General features: G+C 53.9%; 17 protein-coding genes and 1 tRNA gene. 12 read left to right on the top strand and 6 right to left on the bottom strand.

Going from position 1 to position 17374, the window contains the following annotated elements; translation table 11 throughout:
- Positions 1–149 precede the first annotated feature (149 nt).
- The gene (locus FPY71_RS10435) at positions 150–1703 is read right to left on the bottom strand and encodes a TerC family protein (protein ID WP_149300186.1); all 1554 of its coding nucleotides are present in this window, start codon (positions 1701–1703) and stop codon (positions 150–152) included.
- 411 nt (positions 1704–2114) lie between these two features.
- Between FPY71_RS10435 and modA the strand changes: the two genes are divergently transcribed.
- From modA to FPY71_RS10410, 5 genes are all read left to right on the top strand, one after another.
- Positions 2115–2855: a molybdate ABC transporter substrate-binding protein gene (gene modA / locus FPY71_RS10430; RefSeq protein ID WP_149300185.1), complete on the top strand. Its 741-nt coding sequence runs from the start codon at positions 2115–2117 to the stop codon at positions 2853–2855.
- An 82-nt stretch (positions 2856–2937) separates the two neighbouring features.
- Positions 2938–3573 carry a molybdate ABC transporter permease subunit gene (gene modB / locus FPY71_RS10425; protein WP_246160317.1) on the top strand — a complete coding sequence of 212 codons (636 nt, stop codon included), beginning with the start codon at positions 2938–2940 and terminating at the stop codon, positions 3571–3573.
- A complete protein-coding gene (gene modC, locus FPY71_RS10420; protein ID WP_149300184.1) occupies positions 3573–4652 on the top strand; it encodes a molybdenum ABC transporter ATP-binding protein in 1080 nt (359 codons plus the stop codon). Before modB ends, modC begins: the two co-directional genes overlap by 1 nt.
- Before the next feature lie 52 nt (positions 4653–4704).
- On the top strand, positions 4705–5037 hold the full coding sequence (locus FPY71_RS10415; protein WP_149300183.1) for a winged helix-turn-helix domain-containing protein: 333 nt from the start codon (positions 4705–4707) through the stop codon (positions 5035–5037).
- 347 nt (positions 5038–5384) lie between these two features.
- Positions 5385–5594: a cold-shock protein gene (locus tag FPY71_RS10410; protein ID WP_149300182.1), complete on the top strand. Its 210-nt coding sequence runs from the start codon at positions 5385–5387 to the stop codon at positions 5592–5594.
- Between the two features lie 234 nt (positions 5595–5828).
- Here the strand turns inward: FPY71_RS10410 and FPY71_RS18500 are convergent, their stop codons facing one another.
- Both FPY71_RS18500 and FPY71_RS10400 read right to left on the bottom strand, forming a co-directional pair.
- On the bottom strand, positions 5829–6302 hold the full coding sequence (locus tag FPY71_RS18500) for a hypothetical protein (RefSeq protein ID WP_188052298.1): 474 nt from the start codon (positions 6300–6302) through the stop codon (positions 5829–5831).
- 648 nt (positions 6303–6950) lie between these two features.
- Positions 6951–7169: a hypothetical protein gene (locus tag FPY71_RS10400; protein WP_149300180.1), complete on the bottom strand. Its 219-nt coding sequence runs from the start codon at positions 7167–7169 to the stop codon at positions 6951–6953.
- Between the two features lie 545 nt (positions 7170–7714).
- Between FPY71_RS10400 and rpsU the strand changes: the two genes are divergently transcribed.
- The 3 genes from rpsU (at position 7715) to FPY71_RS10385 (ending at position 10769) form a co-directional block, all read left to right on the top strand.
- Positions 7715–7972, top strand: a complete 258-nt coding sequence (rpsU, locus tag FPY71_RS10395; RefSeq protein ID WP_149300179.1) for a 30S ribosomal protein S21 — start codon at positions 7715–7717, stop codon at positions 7970–7972.
- 343 nt (positions 7973–8315) lie between these two features.
- A complete protein-coding gene (locus tag FPY71_RS10390) occupies positions 8316–9104 on the top strand; it encodes an outer membrane protein (protein ID WP_149300178.1) in 789 nt (262 codons plus the stop codon).
- Positions 9105–9719: 615 nt separating this feature from the next.
- Complete coding sequence (locus tag FPY71_RS10385) at positions 9720–10769, top strand: Kelch repeat-containing protein (RefSeq protein WP_149300177.1); 1050 nt, start codon at positions 9720–9722, stop codon at positions 10767–10769.
- 497 nt (positions 10770–11266) lie between these two features.
- Here the strand turns inward: FPY71_RS10385 and FPY71_RS10380 are convergent.
- Both FPY71_RS10380 and cpdR read right to left on the bottom strand, forming a co-directional pair.
- Positions 11267–11341: transfer RNA gene (locus tag FPY71_RS10380), tRNA-Val, on the bottom strand.
- A gap of 83 nt (positions 11342–11424) precedes the next feature.
- Positions 11425–11790: a cell cycle two-component system response regulator CpdR gene (gene cpdR / locus FPY71_RS10375; protein ID WP_149300176.1), complete on the bottom strand. Its 366-nt coding sequence runs from the start codon at positions 11788–11790 to the stop codon at positions 11425–11427.
- A gap of 368 nt (positions 11791–12158) precedes the next feature.
- Between cpdR and FPY71_RS10370 the strand changes: the two genes are divergently transcribed.
- Positions 12159–13058: an N-formylglutamate amidohydrolase gene (locus FPY71_RS10370; protein ID WP_425457880.1), complete on the top strand. Its 900-nt coding sequence runs from the start codon at positions 12159–12161 to the stop codon at positions 13056–13058.
- A 39-nt stretch (positions 13059–13097) separates the two neighbouring features.
- A complete protein-coding gene (gene hisN / locus FPY71_RS10365; protein WP_149300175.1) occupies positions 13098–13874 on the top strand; it encodes a histidinol-phosphatase in 777 nt (258 codons plus the stop codon).
- Positions 13875–13888: 14 nt separating this feature from the next.
- On the opposite strand, the gene FPY71_RS10360 is transcribed toward hisN, so the two are convergent.
- Complete coding sequence (locus FPY71_RS10360) at positions 13889–14899, bottom strand: alpha/beta fold hydrolase (protein WP_149300174.1); 1011 nt, start codon at positions 14897–14899, stop codon at positions 13889–13891.
- 425 nt (positions 14900–15324) lie between these two features.
- On the opposite strand from FPY71_RS10360, the gene FPY71_RS10355 reads away from it, so the two are divergent.
- Both FPY71_RS10355 and FPY71_RS10350 read left to right on the top strand, forming a co-directional pair.
- Positions 15325–15786, top strand: coding sequence for an Hsp20 family protein (locus tag FPY71_RS10355; protein WP_149300173.1), 462 nt, complete (start codon positions 15325–15327; stop codon positions 15784–15786).
- 135 nt (positions 15787–15921) lie between these two features.
- Positions 15922–16989: an NAD-dependent epimerase/dehydratase family protein gene (locus FPY71_RS10350; protein WP_149300172.1), complete on the top strand. Its 1068-nt coding sequence runs from the start codon at positions 15922–15924 to the stop codon at positions 16987–16989.
- The last annotated feature ends 385 nt before the right edge of the window (positions 16990–17374 follow it).

Here is a 17374-nt window from a genome sequence, read left to right as displayed (position 1 = left end):
ATGCGGCTTTAGATCAAGCCTGCAACAGTCATGCCCAGTCCCAGTGCGATGCTGATATAGACAGTGTTGGTGAAAGCCATCGTTTCGTCCCCTTACCAAGTTTCATTATTAATTGCCTGGTAAGGAATTTGTTCCCGCTGCCTTATTTGTTATGCGGGAACCAGCATTTCAGATATGCGCACCTTGCCGATGCTGCGCTTGTCAACAGAGATGACTTCGAGCCGCAAACCTTCCGCCTCCACACAGTCACCCTCTCGCGGCAGATGTCCCATCTGCGTCAGGATATAGCCGGCCAGCGTGGAATAGCGGTTGGCCTCGTCCACCAGATCATGGCCAATCGCGCCTCTGAGCTGGCGGATGTCGATAAAACCGTCTGCAATCCATCCGCCTTCTTCTTGCGCTTCAAGCGATGCGGCTTCCTCGCCGATGTCAGGAAATTCGCCTGCTATGGCCTCCAGAACGTCAGTCGGGGTGGCAATGCCTTCCAGCGCTCCATGCTCGTCGACAATCATGGCCATCTGCACCGGCGAGCGCCGCAACTGTTCCATTACCTTCAGAACGTCGGTGGATTCATGAACGATGGCCGGCTGGCGTGCCACGCGCGTCCAGTCGATTGTCTTGCCGTCAATCAGCGTGTTCAGCAGTTCCTTGGTGATCGCAACACCGACAAAATCGTCAACATTATCGCGGGCAAGAATGACGCGCGTGTGCGTCAATTTGCGAATTGCCTCGTGCAACTCTTCAGGACTGTCATCCAGATCAAGCCATTCCAGTTCATTCCCGGGTGTCATGATCGAACTGACAGGCCGTTCGCCCAGGTCCAGCACTCCGCGGATCATCTCTTTTTCCTCGGGCTTGAACAGTTCGCCCTGCAATGAGCGCTCGGCAATGACATCCATCGTCTCGCCAAGCGGTTGCTCACCCACGCGCCCGCCCAAAAGCCGCAGAACGGCTTCTGAAGTGCGCTCTCTCAGATCGCCGGTGGTGATGCGTTTTTCCCGATTGTGCCTGCCAATCTGATTGGCCGCCTCAATCAACACCGAGAAGCCAATCGCTGCGTAGAGGTAACCCTTCGGAATGTGGAAACCGAAGCCTTCGACAACCAGGCTGAAACCGATCATCAAAAGGAAGCCGAGGCAGAGGATAACAACGGTCGGATGTTTGGAAACAAAGGCCATCAGCGGTTTGGACGCAGCTATCATGACAGCCATTGCCACACAGACGGCGGTGATCATGACCCAGAGATTGTTGACCATGCCCACGGCGGTGATCACGCTGTCGAGGGAAAACACCGCGTCAAGCACGACGATCTGAACAATCACCTGCCAGAAAACGGCGTGAACAACCTTGCCCTCTTTCGGCTTGAGCGCGCCTTCCAGTCGCTCATGCAGTTCCATCGTGCCCTTCGCCAGCAGAAACACACCACCCAGAATCAGGATGATGTCTCTTCCCGAAAAATCGAACCCGGCAATGGAAAACAGCGGCTGTGTCAGTGTTACGATCCATGAGATCGAGAAGAGCAAGGCGACCCGCATGCCAAGAGCCAGCGACAGGCCGATGATGCGTGCCTTGTTTCGCTGATGCGGAGGCAGTTTGTCCGCAAGAATGGCAATGAACACCAGATTGTCGATGCCGAGAACGACTTCGAGAATGATGAGGGTTATGAGGCCGATCCAGATATTGGGATCTGCGAGGAAGTCCATGACTGAGCCTTTTAGAGAGTGTAGCGCAAACGCAAAAAGCCCCGGATGGAACATCCGAGGCGGTCAATCGCCATATGAGAATAAAAGCTGATAAAACGAGGCTGGCCTTCACTATGGAAGACCAGCCTCATTCGGTATCGACTTTCGCCTGTACTGTCGCCTTCGTCCGGCATTGTGGCGCTTTATATCCGTGTAAGTTGGACACTTGTTGGTCATCTACCTACCACAGCCACGGGAGACTTGAAAAGACTGCTATCTGCAATTGCAGCTACACGTCTCGACTGACAGCAAGCGAAGCTTCGGATCGCTCCGTTCATATTGAAGGCGGCTCATCAACGAGCCTCTTGTCTGGCGTGCGGCCTGTCGCTAACAATAAGCAATATTTCCGAATGGCTATATCGAGGGGGACAAATGAAACATCTGATTCCAACTTTTTTGGCGAGTGCATTGATTGCGTCAGCAGCACAGGCAGAAACGGTAAATGTGGCTGTTGCTGCCAATTTCACGGATGCTGCGAATGAGATTGCGCAGGCGTTTGCGGCTGCCACAGATCACGAGGCGCAACTTTCATTCGGTGCCACCGGGCAGTTCTACACGCAGATAACCCAGGGCGCTCCGTTTCAAGTCTTTCTGGCCGCTGATGACGAAAGGCCGTCATTGGCCGTGACGGAAGGGTATGGCGTCGATGGGTCTGTGTTCACTTACGCCGTCGGCCAGCTCGTGCTCTACTCCGCCCAGCCGGACAGGATTACGGGGCCTGAGACGCTGGAGAAAGGCGAGTTCCAAAAGATTGCCATCGCCAACCCGGAAACAGCGCCCTACGGTGTTGCGGCCGTTGAAACCATGAAGGCGCTGAACGTTTACGATGCTCTTAGTGGTAAGCTGGTACAGGGGCAGAATATCGGCCAGACCTATCAATTTGTAGAAACCGGAAATGCCGAATTGGGTTTTGTCGCTCTCGGGCAGGTGTCGCAGACAGACGCCGGTTCAAGGTGGGTTGTTCCACAGGATCTGTATCAGCCGATCAAACAGGATGCAGTGCTTCTGAAATCGGGTGAGAGCAATCCCGCTGCTGTCGCATTTCTGGAGTTTCTGAAGGGTGACGAAGCGACCACTATCATCGAAAAATATGGCTACGCGCTCGATCGCTGAAGTGGTCCACCGGCTTCGTTGATGATTGGGGGATTTAGTTCTGTCTAGCGATTTATGGACGCCGATCAGACTGACAATCGAGTTGGCAACAATTTCGACGTTGATCCTGCTGGTGGTCGGCACGCCAATTGCCTGGTGGCTTGCCTGGTCAACGTCCAGATGGCGGGAAGTCGTTGCCACCATTGTTGCTCTGCCACTGGTTCTGCCGCCAACGGTTTTGGGCTTTTATCTTCTGGTTGCTTTGGGTCCAAGCGGCCTCGGCGGCTGGTTCGGAGGCCTAGTGGGCCTTCGAACCTTTGCGTTCACGTTCGAGGGTCTGGTGTTCGGCTCGGTCATCTATTCCATGCCATTCGTGGTTCAACCGGTGCGAAATGCCTTTGAAGCCATTGGACCGCGCCCCCTTGAGGTCGCTGCAACTTTGGGGGCATCACCGTGGGATCGCTTTTTCACCGTCGCCCTGCCGCTGGCCATTCCGGGATTTTTGACGGCGGCAGTTCTCGGCTTCGCGCACACGGTGGGAGAGTTCGGTGTTATTCTGATGATCGGCGGCAATATCCCCGGTGAAACCAAAGTGCTTTCGGTCGCAATTTATGACTTTGTTGAAACTCTGCGGTGGCGGGAGGCGCATATTCTGTCAGCAGGCATGCTGGTGTTTGCATTCATCGTTATTCTTTCGGTGTCTCTGATCGCTCGGCGTTCAGGGCAGAAAGCCTACTGATGGAAGATACAATACATGTCAGCCTTGCCGGAATGGTCGGCGGTTTCAAGCTTGATGTTGATTTTGCAATTCCAATGCATGGCATCTCCGCATTGTTCGGTCCGTCCGGGTGCGGAAAAACAACAATCCTGCGCTCTATAGCCGGATTGAACACCGTTCCCGGCACTGTTCAGGTGGGCACTGATGTCTGGCAGAACAGCCGCTTTTTTCTTCCCACGCACAAAAGATCGATTGGCTACGTTTTTCAGGAAGCCAGCCTGTTTCCGCATCTCTCGGTTCAGAAAAACCTTCTCTATGGCGCTCATCGCTCAAAGGCCAGTCAAACAAACATCGAGTTTGACGAGGTCGTTGATCTGCTTGGCCTGAGCCGTCTGATCAATCGCTTGCCAACGCATCTTTCAGGTGGCGAGCGGCAACGGGTGTCCCTCGGCAGAGCGCTGCTGCGGCAACCCCGCCTTCTGTTGATGGACGAACCTCTGTCCGCCCTCGACAGAATGGCGAAGGATGAAATCCTGCCTTATTTTGAAGCCCTGCACGCCAGGCTGAAAATTCCGATGATCCTGGTAACCCACGATATTTCAGAGGTTGAACGGCTCGCCGATCATCTGGTTCTTCTCCAGAACGGCAGAGTGATTGCCTCTGGCCGTCTTGATGATGTGCTCTCCGCGCCAGGATCATCCCTGTCGGCGCGAAAGGATTTTGCCACGGTTCTGGCCGGAACGGTCTGTCTGGTGGAAAATGACGGTATCGCAACGCTTGAGGTGGCGGGAACGAAGATCAGAACCGTAGCTCATAGCTTGAATGTGGGCGACGTTGTGCGCGTCCGTATCGCGGCCAGCGATGTATCGATAACCAGAAGCGCTGCACCCGATACCAGTATCCTGAATGTGCTGCCATCAACGGTTATCGATGTTGAAGATGTCGGTGAGCACGAACGCAGCATTCGGCTGAAGTTGGGGGCGGGGCCCGCTCATATTCGATCCCGTATCAGCGCAAGATCCGTAACAAGGCTTGGCCTGAAAGTCGCAGATAACGTCTACGCTCAGGTAAAAAGCGTATCGGTTGTCGCGTCACGCTAACGGTGTGATAAGGGTTCAGCGGGTTGTTGAAGGGTATTGGCGAGGCTGTCGGATGCAGAGAATAAGCTTGCGCATCTATTTCGACGATAAGGCACTTGGTCCGGGCAAAGTGGAGCTGCTGGAAGGGATCAGCAAATACGGCTCCATCGCCGCGGCCGGTCGAGCGATGGGCATGTCTTACAAGCGTGCATGGCTGCTGGTTGCCGAGACTGACGAACTGTTTGGCAAGCCAACGGTTGAAAAGCAGCACGGCGGCAAGCAGGGTGGGGGAGCGCGGCTTTCCAAACTCGGCGAAACCATCGTCAGAGAATACCGCATTGCACAGCAACTGACGGAAAATGCCGTCGCTTTGCCAATGAGCCGGATTCAGAACGAAGCGAAATAACCGCCTGCGGACGTTCAATTAGAACAGTCCCTGTCGACCCACCGCCTCAATGAGCCATAGCGGGCGGCAGAAAAATCTCCATCGCGAAGTGCAAAACCGTTCACATGCGAATTAATTTCGGCAAATTTACTAATTTTTTTTAAAAGGTTCCAAGTCGAAAAAACGTGATTACAGTTTGCCCATTGCAAAAAATTACCATTACCCCTATATATCGTTTATCGATTTTGTTTTTTTGTACTTTTGGCGCGTATCGACCGCCTCGTTTCTTTCTTTCAATCTCGACAATTTAGCGGGTCAGCACGTGTTGGTCCGAATGTTCAACTATGTCTTATTGAAAGGCTGAGAAAATGGTTATTGGTACCGTAAAATTCTTCAATACAATCAAGGGTTTTGGCTTTATCGCCCCGGATGAGGGTGGCCCTGATGTATTCGTGCACGCAACGGCAGTTGAGTCTGCTGGAATGCAGCCGCTCCGCGAAGGTCAGAAGATCGGCTACACCCTGGTAACTGAGCCGCGGAATGGCAAACAGGCCGCGTCAGACCTGCAGGCTGCTTGAAGTTAACTCACGCCGTGACCACGGATGTACTGGCACGGTGTGAATCAGAAGGCTGGGCAATTGCCCGGCCTTTTTACTTGGAGGCATCAATGACATCTGGAGTTTCAAAGGTTTTCCCTCGTAAGGTCGGTGACGAGCATCCGAAGGGTTCGGCTTTGGCGTTGATCGCGGACGAAAAGTCTGCGCGCGTTGCAAAGTCTGATCGGCTGCGCGCGCAAAGGCTCACAGCCGAGGTTAACCTTGCAGAAGCGCCTGCAGCAGTCGTGAAAAAGAAACGCGCTGTTGGACGGAAATAGGATTGCCGGGCCGGAGAATTCGGCTGGGTTGAGGTTTCGCCGCCCATGGGAGGATGCAGGATATGGCTACTGAGAAAAGACGTGGAACGAAAGAAGTGCGCAAACCCAAAAAAGTCAAAGAGAAGGTTGTTGCGGCTGCACCCAGCTTGAAGGGCGGCGTTTCATCTTTGAACATTTCAAAGAAGTAGTCTGCGCAACAGATTTGATGGCGCAGGATCCCGGCGAGCACTTGCCAACGCCGGATGTTAACCTGTCGCCATTTATCTCCGTTTTGCTCAACGCTTGATGGCCAGGCGGGCAAATGACATTGGCAGACTTGCCATGCTGCTTTAACAACAGTTCTTTCAGAGGCTGCTGACGTCCCTGGCTCGCGACGATCCGGCTCTTGCGGGCAAGCCTTAGCTTGCATCATCTGAAGTTCCCCAATGGCTCACTTTTCGGTATCACCGAGGCCAGCCAGGCGACATCACCTAAATCGTTGAGAATACTGCATTCGATTTGGTTGGATATGGTATCGCATTATCCAGGTCTTCCTGTTCCATACGCAATCTTCGCAAGTGAATTGATTGCGCCGGTGCGTTCAAATGTTTTTCAAGGCCGCCACGTTCATGTGAAGCTTGAGCGACGACGCGAAGATGTTGAGCGGTTGGGGTCATCACAGCGAACTCATCATTGGTTTCCTTGATGGAATGAGCGACTGAATTGCAAACCCGGCAGAGGTTGTGCCAGCCATCCGGGTGTGGAGTCTCTTAAACTGCTGATGACTGCGGCTTCTACCAGCGGTCACGCATCATTTTGCAGCTGCAACATTTGCGCTGACGGGCAGGGTGATTGTATTGCGCCGAAATGGCCAGTGTGAGTGAGTGTCAGTGATGTCCGATCGGCGAAGTGGTCACTCACTCGATCTCTATGGCAGGCGCCATTCAGCCTTGACGGAATGATGTTTCGATGGCCAGGCAGGCGACTATTACACCCCGCACATTGCCTCAAGGTCCGATATTTGAAGGTGCAGGTTGCAGGGCTTGGCAAGGCAGACTTGCTCTGTCGCCTTCGCAATCGTCTATGCGCGCGTCGCTGCAGGATCTTTCTGTTGCAAATCCAACGTGCCAATCGCCGAAAGGCGCTCGTTTTCCCGAGCAGCCTCCGCATCAGCCATTGCAGCCCACGCGTTTCGCGATTGAATGATCTTTTCCTTGATATTGGCGAGTGTCACGCTTTCAAGCTGCGCGTCACATTCGGCAACACGTTGCCGATAGAACCCGATCTTCGCAAGTGCCATGGCAATTTTCCTATAGGCTGCTGGTTGTTTTTAAAAGAGCAGATGAGCGAGCAAGCAGGCGCTCAAAAATCCTGCGAGTGATATTGAGCGTATCCAGTCCTCCGACCAGTTCTGGGAAACACTCATGTTTCACACTTGACGTAAGCTGGTCCGGCATCTCTTGCGAGGCGAAGTGCTTTCAACCTGACGCTTTTGGCGCGGGCTTGGCCCGCGTCAGACTGGCAAGCGACAGCGCTGGAACCACTGGAACTGACAACAGGCAAAAATAAACGCTCAGCGTCAGCTCGGAGTTGATTAATATTTTTCATGTAAACTTTCAGGCCGGGCGATTGATCTAGTCACGCAAGTGGCGTGGAAAACCCGGATGTGATAATTATCACTACTTGCATATATGGAATTTTTTGTGAAATTACAATGAGAAATATTTATTTATATTTTTATTGCCGTTCTTGCCGTGCTATAATTTCTTTATTGCGTCATCTACGTCCCTTCGCCGTATTGAAGCATCGATATGCCGATCGGGTACACCACGAACAGGAGATATTTTGCAGGTTCTAGTCAGAGACAATAACGTTGATCAGGCCCTCCGAGTGTTGAAAAAGAAAATGCAACGCGAAGGGATTTTTCGAGAGTTGAAAGCGCGCCGTGCTTACGAGAAACCTTCGGAAAAACGCGTCAGGCAAAAGGGCGAGGCTATACGCCGGGCAAGAAAGCTGATGCGCAAGCATGCGCAGAGGGAAGGCCTGATCGCGGCCCCGAAGTCTATGGCTACCGCTTCTTCGGCGCGGAGAGGTTCAGCATGATTCAACATTTTTTCAAGGCTTGAGTTTTCGTCGAATTGATTTGAACGAGCGGCCACCTGGCGGCAGTTGCGCGGTCCATGGTCAGGGATGAAATGTCCGCTGCTCAGTAACTTCGCTGTCGAAACTGGTTATGAGAGCGTTCAGATCGCCGCCGCTCACAATGCGTGATTTTCCTTCGAGGTTCATTGGGTGGAACTGAAACTCTTAAAATCAAGTGTACTCAGTAAGCACGATGTTTTGATGAATGTGTACAATTTTAGCGTGTTTTTTCCTTGTTGTGTAACGCTGAAACTTGCGACGACATGAGAATATCAAAAATGATATGTGATCTCATGGAGTTAACATGAAGAAATTTCTCGCGGCAGGCTTTGTTGCTGCCATGACATTTCCTGCTGCAGCGGCTGACGTCATTTACAACGAGCCGATCGTAACCCCGATTGCAGCGCTTGAAGTACCGTCATGGACGGGCTTCTATCTCGGCGTTCAGGGCGGCGGCGGTTTCAACCCGTCAAGCCCGGATAATTTCAGCATCGTGCCAAGCTTTCCTGGCGCATTTCCTGCCAGTGCATTCGGCAGCAACTACGAGTCGAGCTTCGGTTCCGGCTTCGTCGGCGGCGGTCACGTCGGTTACGACTACCAGATCAACAACTGGGTTCTCGGCGCCGTACTCGATATCAACGCTGCAAATCTCAGCCAGAGCCAGAGCGCTTTCTCAAGCACGCCTGCCTTTTACACGGCTGAGCGCGAGCTTGATTACTTCGCCACGGGTCGTCTGCGTGCAGGTTACCTCGTAACACCAACCACCCTGTTCTACGCAACAGGTGGTGTGGCTTACGGTGATGTCAGCTACCGTTTCTCTGCCAACTCGGCACCGTTCGCAACAGCGTCGGCATTTCCGGACAGCAGCGACCGTTGGGGCTATACCGTCGGTGGCGGCATGGACTTCCTCGTAACCGACAACATCTCGTTCGGCGTAGAATATCTCTACACCAACCTCGGCGATGATGATTCCTACACACGCTTCGTTTCGGGCGCATTTGGTGGCGGCGTTGGTGGCTTCACCGACTTCACCGGTTCAAGCGATTTCGACTTCCACACCATCACTGCCAAGATTTCCTATCGCTTTAACTAAGCGAAACTCAAATCGAGCAGGCGGGCGCCCCTTAACCGGGGCGGCCGCTGGCAAAGCCGGTTTCTCATGGTCACCGGAACAGGGAACCAGTCCCGTTGATGAAGTGAGACTGCCACAGTTTTTTGCAGGGGCAGGTTGAATAAGCCTGCCGAGCAATATGTGCTCGAGTTTCAATTTATTGTTTAAATGGTAGGCGTGACAGGGATTGAGCCTGCGTACCAGCGATGTCATTGAACTGTCGGGCATCGGTCAGCCCCAAACCCAGAATCATCAGATCATGATCATCTGCACCCGCTGCCCAGAGGGCATCGGCGATGCTTCCCATTCAGGAAACAGCATACCGCCCTCGCATTAGGCGGTTCGCACTTTTGTCCCCGACCGTGTTGTCGTCTTCGACGAGCAAGCCTCTCATTGCACTCTCCAGCGCCAGATATCGGTGATTGCGATTCACTGCAATTCAGCCGGACGCCAATCCGAACGTTCTGGCCTTCAGGTGGACTTCAGCTTCAACCTTCAGTCAGCACTGCATCGAATCCACATGCCGTGGCCCGAGGCAATTGTCGCGGTATGCGCTCCCGATCTGTGAGCGCAAAGGCAAACATTTTGGAGTCTGAAATGAAGATTGATTTTCCTCGCTATGTTCCAGGCGTACATTTCAGGAGCCTCGCGATCCTGTGCGCGAGCCTGCTTGTAACGACTGCAGCGGCGAGCGCCGAAGTAACCTGGGAGCCGCGCACACCTGCCGATGTGAAGCGATCGCAAGTGGGTGTCGCCAGCGACAACGAACGCATTTACGCCCTCGCGGGCACCATGGAAGTAGAGGGAGCCGACCCTCAATGGGCATCGACCTTGAACATGAGCTACAATCCTGAAACCGACAGTTGGACTGAGCTTACGCCTCTACCTCAACCCCTTACGCATGTGGGTGCAGCCTACCTCGATGGGAGGATCTATGCCGTTGGCGGCTTCACCAACATCATTCACATGAACCCAACCAATGCCGCCTTCGTCTACGATATCGCGACGGACACCTGGTTCGGTATTCCAGCAATTTCTCACCCTCGCGGTTCGGTTTCGGTGGTCGCTGCCGGCGGCAAAATCCATGCTATCGCTGGCAGGCACTCGCGGGAAACTGCCGAGCTTCCTCTGCCCTTTGCCGAAACGCCAATGCTGCAGGGTATCGGGACGGACTCCTCACATCAGATATTCGACCCGGCCACCGGCCAGTGGGCCAGCGCTGGTAACCTTCCTGGTCCGGCTAGGGACCACTTGGCTGCAGTTGAGCTCGATGGCAAAATTCACGTCATCGGCGGGCGGCTGGATGGGTATGATGAGAATGTCGACCGCCACGACGTATATGATCCAGCAACGCAGCTGTGGGCCGAAGCTGCACCACTTCCTGCACCGCGCTCTGCAGGGGCTGCAACCGTTGTCGATGGCAAGATCATCTATGCCGGCGGCGAATGCGGTGCTGACAACCTCGCTTTTGCCGACGCCTACATTTACGACGCCGAGTCGGATGAATGGACGACTGTTACCAGCCTACCAGAGGCCCGTCATGGCAATGGAGCTGCCACCGTCGCCGGCGAGGCCTATTTCATGGCTGGTGGTCCCCAGTGCGGCGACAGTATCTCAAACGAAATCCTCGCGGTGTCCATAGAATAGAGCGATCCACTGTTCGCTTAACGACCGGCGTTGCCCGCTGCCACATCGGGAAACGCTCCCGACCGGCCTGAACGAGACCGCGCCGCCTTCCGAAGTCTGACAATCGAATAGTTCCGGCAAGGGGCTTTTTCAGCAGCCACAAAACGGGATGTATTTCGTCGTCCAATCAGCATCGCCAATCTTGCTGACAAGCTCGATCGAAAAAGCGTCAAAAACCCCTATGGGAAATTGTCCAGCTTCTCGGATGCAAGATTGCGCAGCAATTGCAAAAGCTGATCATCAAAGAACGGTGTGCAACTTTGCAGCACCTCTTGATCGCTCAGTGGCTTATTGGTCCTGTCACGAGCGCTGAAGCATATCGATTGGATGGGTTTGGCATTTCATCCTCCGGGCCAATTCAGGAGGGTTCAGATCAAACTTAGAAGCAAATTCGGAGGTCTCAGGTTCATCGAACCTGTGGAGAACTTCGCAGTCAGACGCTAAGTTGTTGATTTGAATGGTGGGCGTGACAGGGATTGAACCTGTGACCCCTACGATGTCAACGTAGTGCTCTCCCGCTGAGCTACACGCCCATTCAACGAGGCGGGATAGACCACACGAGCGTTAGACGGTCAAGTGATTCCGTGCCTCAAATTCTCATATCCAAAAAATTAGTTCAGGCTGCGTCCTGCAGCATTTTGCCCACTTCTTCTACAAGTTCGCGCAGGTGAAACGGTTTGGATAAAATCCGTGCATCCTTGGGTGCTTTCGAGTCCGGATTCAGCGCCACAGCAGCAAAACCGGTGATGAACATGACCTTTAAATCCGGGTCCAGCTCGGTTGCCCGACGCGCCAGTTCAATGCCATCCATTTCAGGCATGACGATATCCGTCAGAAGCAACGAAAACGGCTCTTCACGCAGGCGCTCGTAAGCGCTGCTGCCATTGTCAAACGCAGTTACTTCGTAACCCGCTTTTTCCAGCGCCTTGGCCAAAAACCGGCGCATGTCGTTGTCGTCTTCGGCCAAAAGAATTTTCGACATCGTATCTACCTACTGCACCGGTCTCGAATGCCGGCCAAGCTGCAACTTTGCATAAAACAGTTTCCAGTGCGTTAGGGCGGCGTCGCTTTTCCAGGAAATTGCCTCGCACCCTAACTCATTGGTTTAATGCAATTCCAGATGCAAAGCCGTTTCGCACTATCGCACCAAGACTGCTCAGGAGCCTTTATGCGATTCGAAGAAACGCGAAAATGCCACCGGCCATTAATTCGGCGGCACAGATTGAACGTAAATGTGCTCTAGCAGATAAGCCCGCTTGATTTGAAGTGCATTATTGGCTTTGCAGGTTGCACATTCTATAAACTGACAAAAAGCATGCGCGGGTGAAACGGGGAGAACGGGTCGGTTTGCTGCAGGACATTCCAACATTTGAAACCTCAGATGGCCCATGTCCGGCATTTGAAGTTTTTGAGCCTGAGCTCCAGACCCTGCCGATTGTCTTTTGCTCACCTCACAGCGGGCGGGCCTATCCGCTGGATTTCATCACATCCTCCAGACTGAAGGGGGATGCTGTTCGACGTTCGGAAGATCTGTTTGTCGATCGCCTTTTTGACTTTGTGCCGGGCATGGGCGCGCCTTTGCTGATGGCACGCTTTCCACGAGCCTTTCTGGACCTGAACCGCGAGCCTTATGAGCTTGACCCGGGGATGTTCGAGGGCGAGCTGCCGCCGAACATCAATACGGCCTCGGTGCGGGTTGCTGGTGGTCTGGGCACTATTCCACGTATTGTGGCTGAAAAGCAGGAAATTTACCGCGACAGGATTCCCGTCGCCGATGCCATGCAGCGCATCGAGACGATCTATTTTCCGTTTCATGCTGCCTTGCGCGCGTTGATTGACCGCACACTCAAGCATTTTGGCATTGCAATTCTGATTGATTGTCACTCCATGCCTTCGGCAGTGCGCGCCATGCCGGGAAACTCCAAGCCGGACTTTGTGCTCGGCGATCGTTTCGGCACCAGCTCTTCAGGTCAGCTTGTCACTGCGATGCAGTCCTGCCTGTCAGGTCTGGGCTACAATATCTCGCGCAATAAGCCTTACGCCGGTGGCTATATCACCGAGCATTACGGGCAGCCGCACCACAATGTTCATGCAGTCCAGATCGAGATCAATCGCGCGCTTTACGCGGATGAATCCGCATTTATTCCAACTCCGCGCTTTTCCATGCTGCGTTATGACCTGCAATTGTTCGTAGCGGCATTCGCGGAAGAGGCGCTTGCCAGCATTCCCCGGCGAGCCGCGGCTGAATGATCTCCAATCCAGAAGCGAAGTGAAAGTGAGCGCCAGCCAATGAGCCAGATACCCACGCGGGAATTTCTGTTCCGACTTGCTGCCGCTGCCGCGGCTGAAACCCTGCCGAGGTTTCGGCAGAAGCTGGTGGTTGATAACAAGATTGCAGCAGATTTTGACCCGGTTACCGAAGCTGACCGGGAGGCGGAACGCGCCATTGTAAGTTTGATACAGACCGAGTTTCCCCAGCATGCGATTTTGGGTGAAGAGTTTGGCGAGCATGGAAATGACCGTGCGCGCTGGGTGATAGATCCGATTGATGGGACCCGACTGTTCATTTCCGGTGTTCCAGCCTGGGGCACGCTGATTGGCATGACCTATGATGGCGTGGCGCAAGCCGGGATCATGAGCCAGCCCTATATTGGTGAAAATTTCTGGACCGTAGGCGAGGGTGCTTTTCTGGAAGGGCCGGGGGGCCAGTCAAAGCTTGCCGTTCGAGACGTCGGCTCGTTGGCGGGTGCAACATTAACCACCACCAATCCCCGAATGTTTGCCGGTAAAGCAAAAGAGCGGTTTGAAGCGCTGGAGGCAGAGGTGCAGCTCACCCGTTTCGGGCTGGATTGCTATGCCTTTGCCATGCTGGCTGCCGGGCATGTGGACATTTGCTTTGAGGCCGGGCTCAAGCCCTACGACATTGTGGCCTTGATTCCGCTGATTGAGCAGGCGGGGGGCATTATAACCACTCTGTCTGGCGAGCGTGCGGAAAACGGTGGTGATGTCCTGGCAGCCGCAACACCGAAACTGCATTCACAAGTTCTCGAAATCCTCAATCGGTGAGATTTGCTGCCGGACTAAACTGTGGGCTCGGGCAGGTTTTCTGGCTCCAGACCGGCTGTTTCATATGAAATGAGCGGCATGGAGCTTTCGACGAAACCTTCATATGCGGCAAGAAGCTGTTCGCGATACTCGTCTTTTTCCTGCAAAAGCTCATGCCGGGCATAGGGTATGGTCAATGAATGACCGGAGCGCATGCGCCAGGCAAGTTTCTCCGCCGCCGCCGTGTCAACAACGGTGTCTGCACCGGCCAGCACAAAAAGTGTTGGCAAATGCATTGTGGCAATAACATCGGAATTCCGCAGTTTCCGCATGGCGCGGAAGGAGGCATGCAACCACCCTGCTGTCAGCATGGAAACGCCCAGATGTGGCGCTTGCAGGCTCATCTGCCGGTTGCGCTCAAATCGGTGTGGATCGCTGGTCAGCGGATTGGTGGCAACATTCCAGTCAGCGCCGGTTCTGTTAAGCCGGCGGAATGGCAGGCGCCCCAGGCCTGAATAGCGCAGACTTGCAACAAGAAATGCCAGAAGGCCCTGACGACGAGGGCTGCCCGGAATGGCTATCAGCGGAGCGGAGCAAACAAGCCTTTCAACCCGGCTTACCAGACGTGGCATGAACCGCAACGCCACCAGGCCACCCAGGGAATGCGCAAGAATGGAGTAGGGGCGCGGGCAATCCGGCAAGGCGACGTTTTTGAAAATCATTTCAAAATCAGCGAAATACTCATCCAGCTTGCCAATGTGCCCTTTGGCCGGGTTGCGGAGAATACGGTCGGATCCACCCTGACCGCGCCAGTCAAAAATTAATGCCGTGAAGCCACGCTTGTTCAGATCAGCCATCGTCTCGAAATATTTTTCAAGATATTCGTTGCGGCCGGGAAAAATGATGGTTGTGCCCCGGCTTTGGCCAACGGGCCGCGATATTGCATACCGCAATCGACGGCGATTGGGCGTAGCGACAAACCCTCCCGAAAGCCGTTCGGGATGCGGGTTCATGTCACTTAAAAAGAAAATGCCGCTATCAGCCATGCAACTTCAGATCTTCATCACAGGTTCGGTCGGCTTCTAGATCATTTCCGCCCTTGAGAACAGCGAGGAATATTCTGTTGGCTCGTTCTGACGCAATTGCGAAGTGTTGTGTTCGCAAATTGGGGTGCTTCAGGTGATCGAAAAAAACCACCTGAAGCACTTTGACGATCGCGTCGGAAGGGACGGGACGGCGCGATCGTATTGCAGTTGAAGTCCACCATATCGGCCGCAGGATGAACGCTCTCGGACGGCGGCATTCATCCAGGGTTCATCTTTGCAACAGGGGGCTTGAACCGTTGAAAATGGCTCCCCATCTGAATGTCACGGCCGCCGTCAAGGGGCCGTTGAACAGGTCGAACCCGCCAAATCCGGGGGTTCTAATGGCGATGTTCAGTTACAAACGTTGCTCTAAGAGGACACACACAATGCGTCATGTAGATTTTGCTCCGCTCTATCGCTCCACCGTTGGTTTTGACCGGCTTTTTTCCAAGCTCGACAGCGTCAGCGGTGTTGAAAATGCCCAAAGCTATCCGCCTTACAACATCGAACGCACTGGCGAGCACGCCTACCGCATTACCATGGCAGTTGCCGGTTTTGACGGAAACGAACTCAACATCGAGTTGCGCGAAAATGTATTGACGGTAAAGGGTGAGCGGTCTGAAACAGAAAACTCCAACGCCCAGTATCTGCATCGCGGCATAGCTGCCCGGACATTTGAGCGCCGCTTCCAACTGGCTGAACATGTCGAGGTTAAAGGCGCGAACCTGAAAAATGGTTTGCTGCACATTGATCTGGAGCGTGTCATTCCGGAAGCCATGAAACCGCGCCGTATTGAAATTGCCACCGCTGGTAACGCCAATAAGGTTCTGGACACTGCTGCGGCCTGATGGGCCATAAACAGAGCGCTGTAAGAAGCGGCGCTCTCATGAAATGAAATCACCGCCATTTTAACCGGAAGAACAGAAGTCTGTTGCAGGCTCCTGCCGGTTGAAGTGGCGGTTTTGCGTTGATGGAGACTGAGCATGCAGGAAGTGGATGATGGCAGGGTACTGGTAAGCGGTGCTTCCGGCTTCATAGCCAAGCACATCGTTGCGGGGCTTCTTGGCGCGGGACATACCGTGCGTGGCACGGTCCGCAATGCTGAAAAGGCTCGTCAGTTGCGGCAGACCATGCAGGACCATGCAGTACCGGTTAATCGGCTGGAAACCGTGGAAGCCGACCTTTTACAGGATGAGGGATGGGCGCAGGCCGCAAAAGATTGCAGATATGTCATGCACACGGCATCGCCATTTCCGCAGTCGCAGCCCAATGACAGGGAGGCGCTGGTACCAGCAGCGGTTGGTGGCACTTTGCGTGTGGTGGAGGCTGCCAAGGCAGCGGGAGTTGAACGTATTGTTCTGACTTCGTCGGTTGCATCAGTCTTCTACGGCCATGAACGCAAACGCGCGACGGCATATGGCGAAGCAGATTTTTCAAACACGCAAAGCCCGCACATTTCTGCATATGCCATATCCAAAACCAGGGCAGAACAGGCGGCGTGGGCTTCTGTGCAGGGCAGCACCACCCAGTTGACGACAATCAATCCCTCTCTGGTTTTCGGCCCGGTGCTGGACTCTGTTACCGGTACATCTGCGAAACTGGTTGCAATGCTGATGAACGGGCGGCTTCCGGCTTTGCCAAATATGCGGTTCGGAATGGTGGATGTGCGCGATGTGGCAGAGGCTCATATTCGCGCTATGGGAAACAAGAACGCGGCGGGCCGGCGCTTCATTGTCAGTTCGCAGACTTTGCCTCTGCAGGCTTTGGCGCCAATCATTGTGGCGCAATATCCGGAGCTGAAAAAGCGGATGCCACGTTTGACGATTCCTGACTGGACAATTCGCATGGCTGCGCTTTTCTCCAGCAAAGCGGCCATGCTGGCAGACGAAGTCGCATCGGATCGTATTCTGGACACCCAGCCCGCAGAATCGATTCTCGGTCTTCATTTTCGCTCGGCGCAGGAAGGCGTGCTGGCTCTGGCAGACAGTTTGATACGTTATGGTCTGGTCGAACTTCCTGAGCAGAAGCACCGGAAAAATCACAACCTATAATTGTAATTTCGAGAATGTGAGACTGTTGCAAACGGGTGATAGCTAAGTCTCGAACTTCGTGCGATAGGGCGGACGGACCAAGTATATTTCCGGAACACAGCAACCAAGGCACAGCGTTCCGCATTGTAGTGGTAATTTCAACTTTAGCTGCGGCAAAGTTTTTTGCCGCGCTGTTTACCCGGATTAAACGACTGTCATGGACAATGGGACCCCACACCCAACCGCAAGCGAGTTCTCGATGCGTCGCACTATTTTTATTCTTCTCGGGGCTGTCGCTGCATTTGCCATTTTAACGGCCAGCTATGCGACCACATCGGAATTGCCAACCAGAACGGTTGAACTTGAAGTTGCAGTCGGTTCTGCTGACAGCCAGTAGGCAAATTTT

Origin of the sequence: Aureimonas fodinaquatilis, from assembly GCF_008369445.1 — a bacterium.
GTDB classification, from domain to species: Bacteria; Pseudomonadota; Alphaproteobacteria; order Rhizobiales; family Rhizobiaceae; genus Aureimonas; species Aureimonas fodinaquatilis.
Note: the sequence above shows the minus strand (reverse complement) of the source record. Positions and strands in the feature narration are given on the sequence as shown.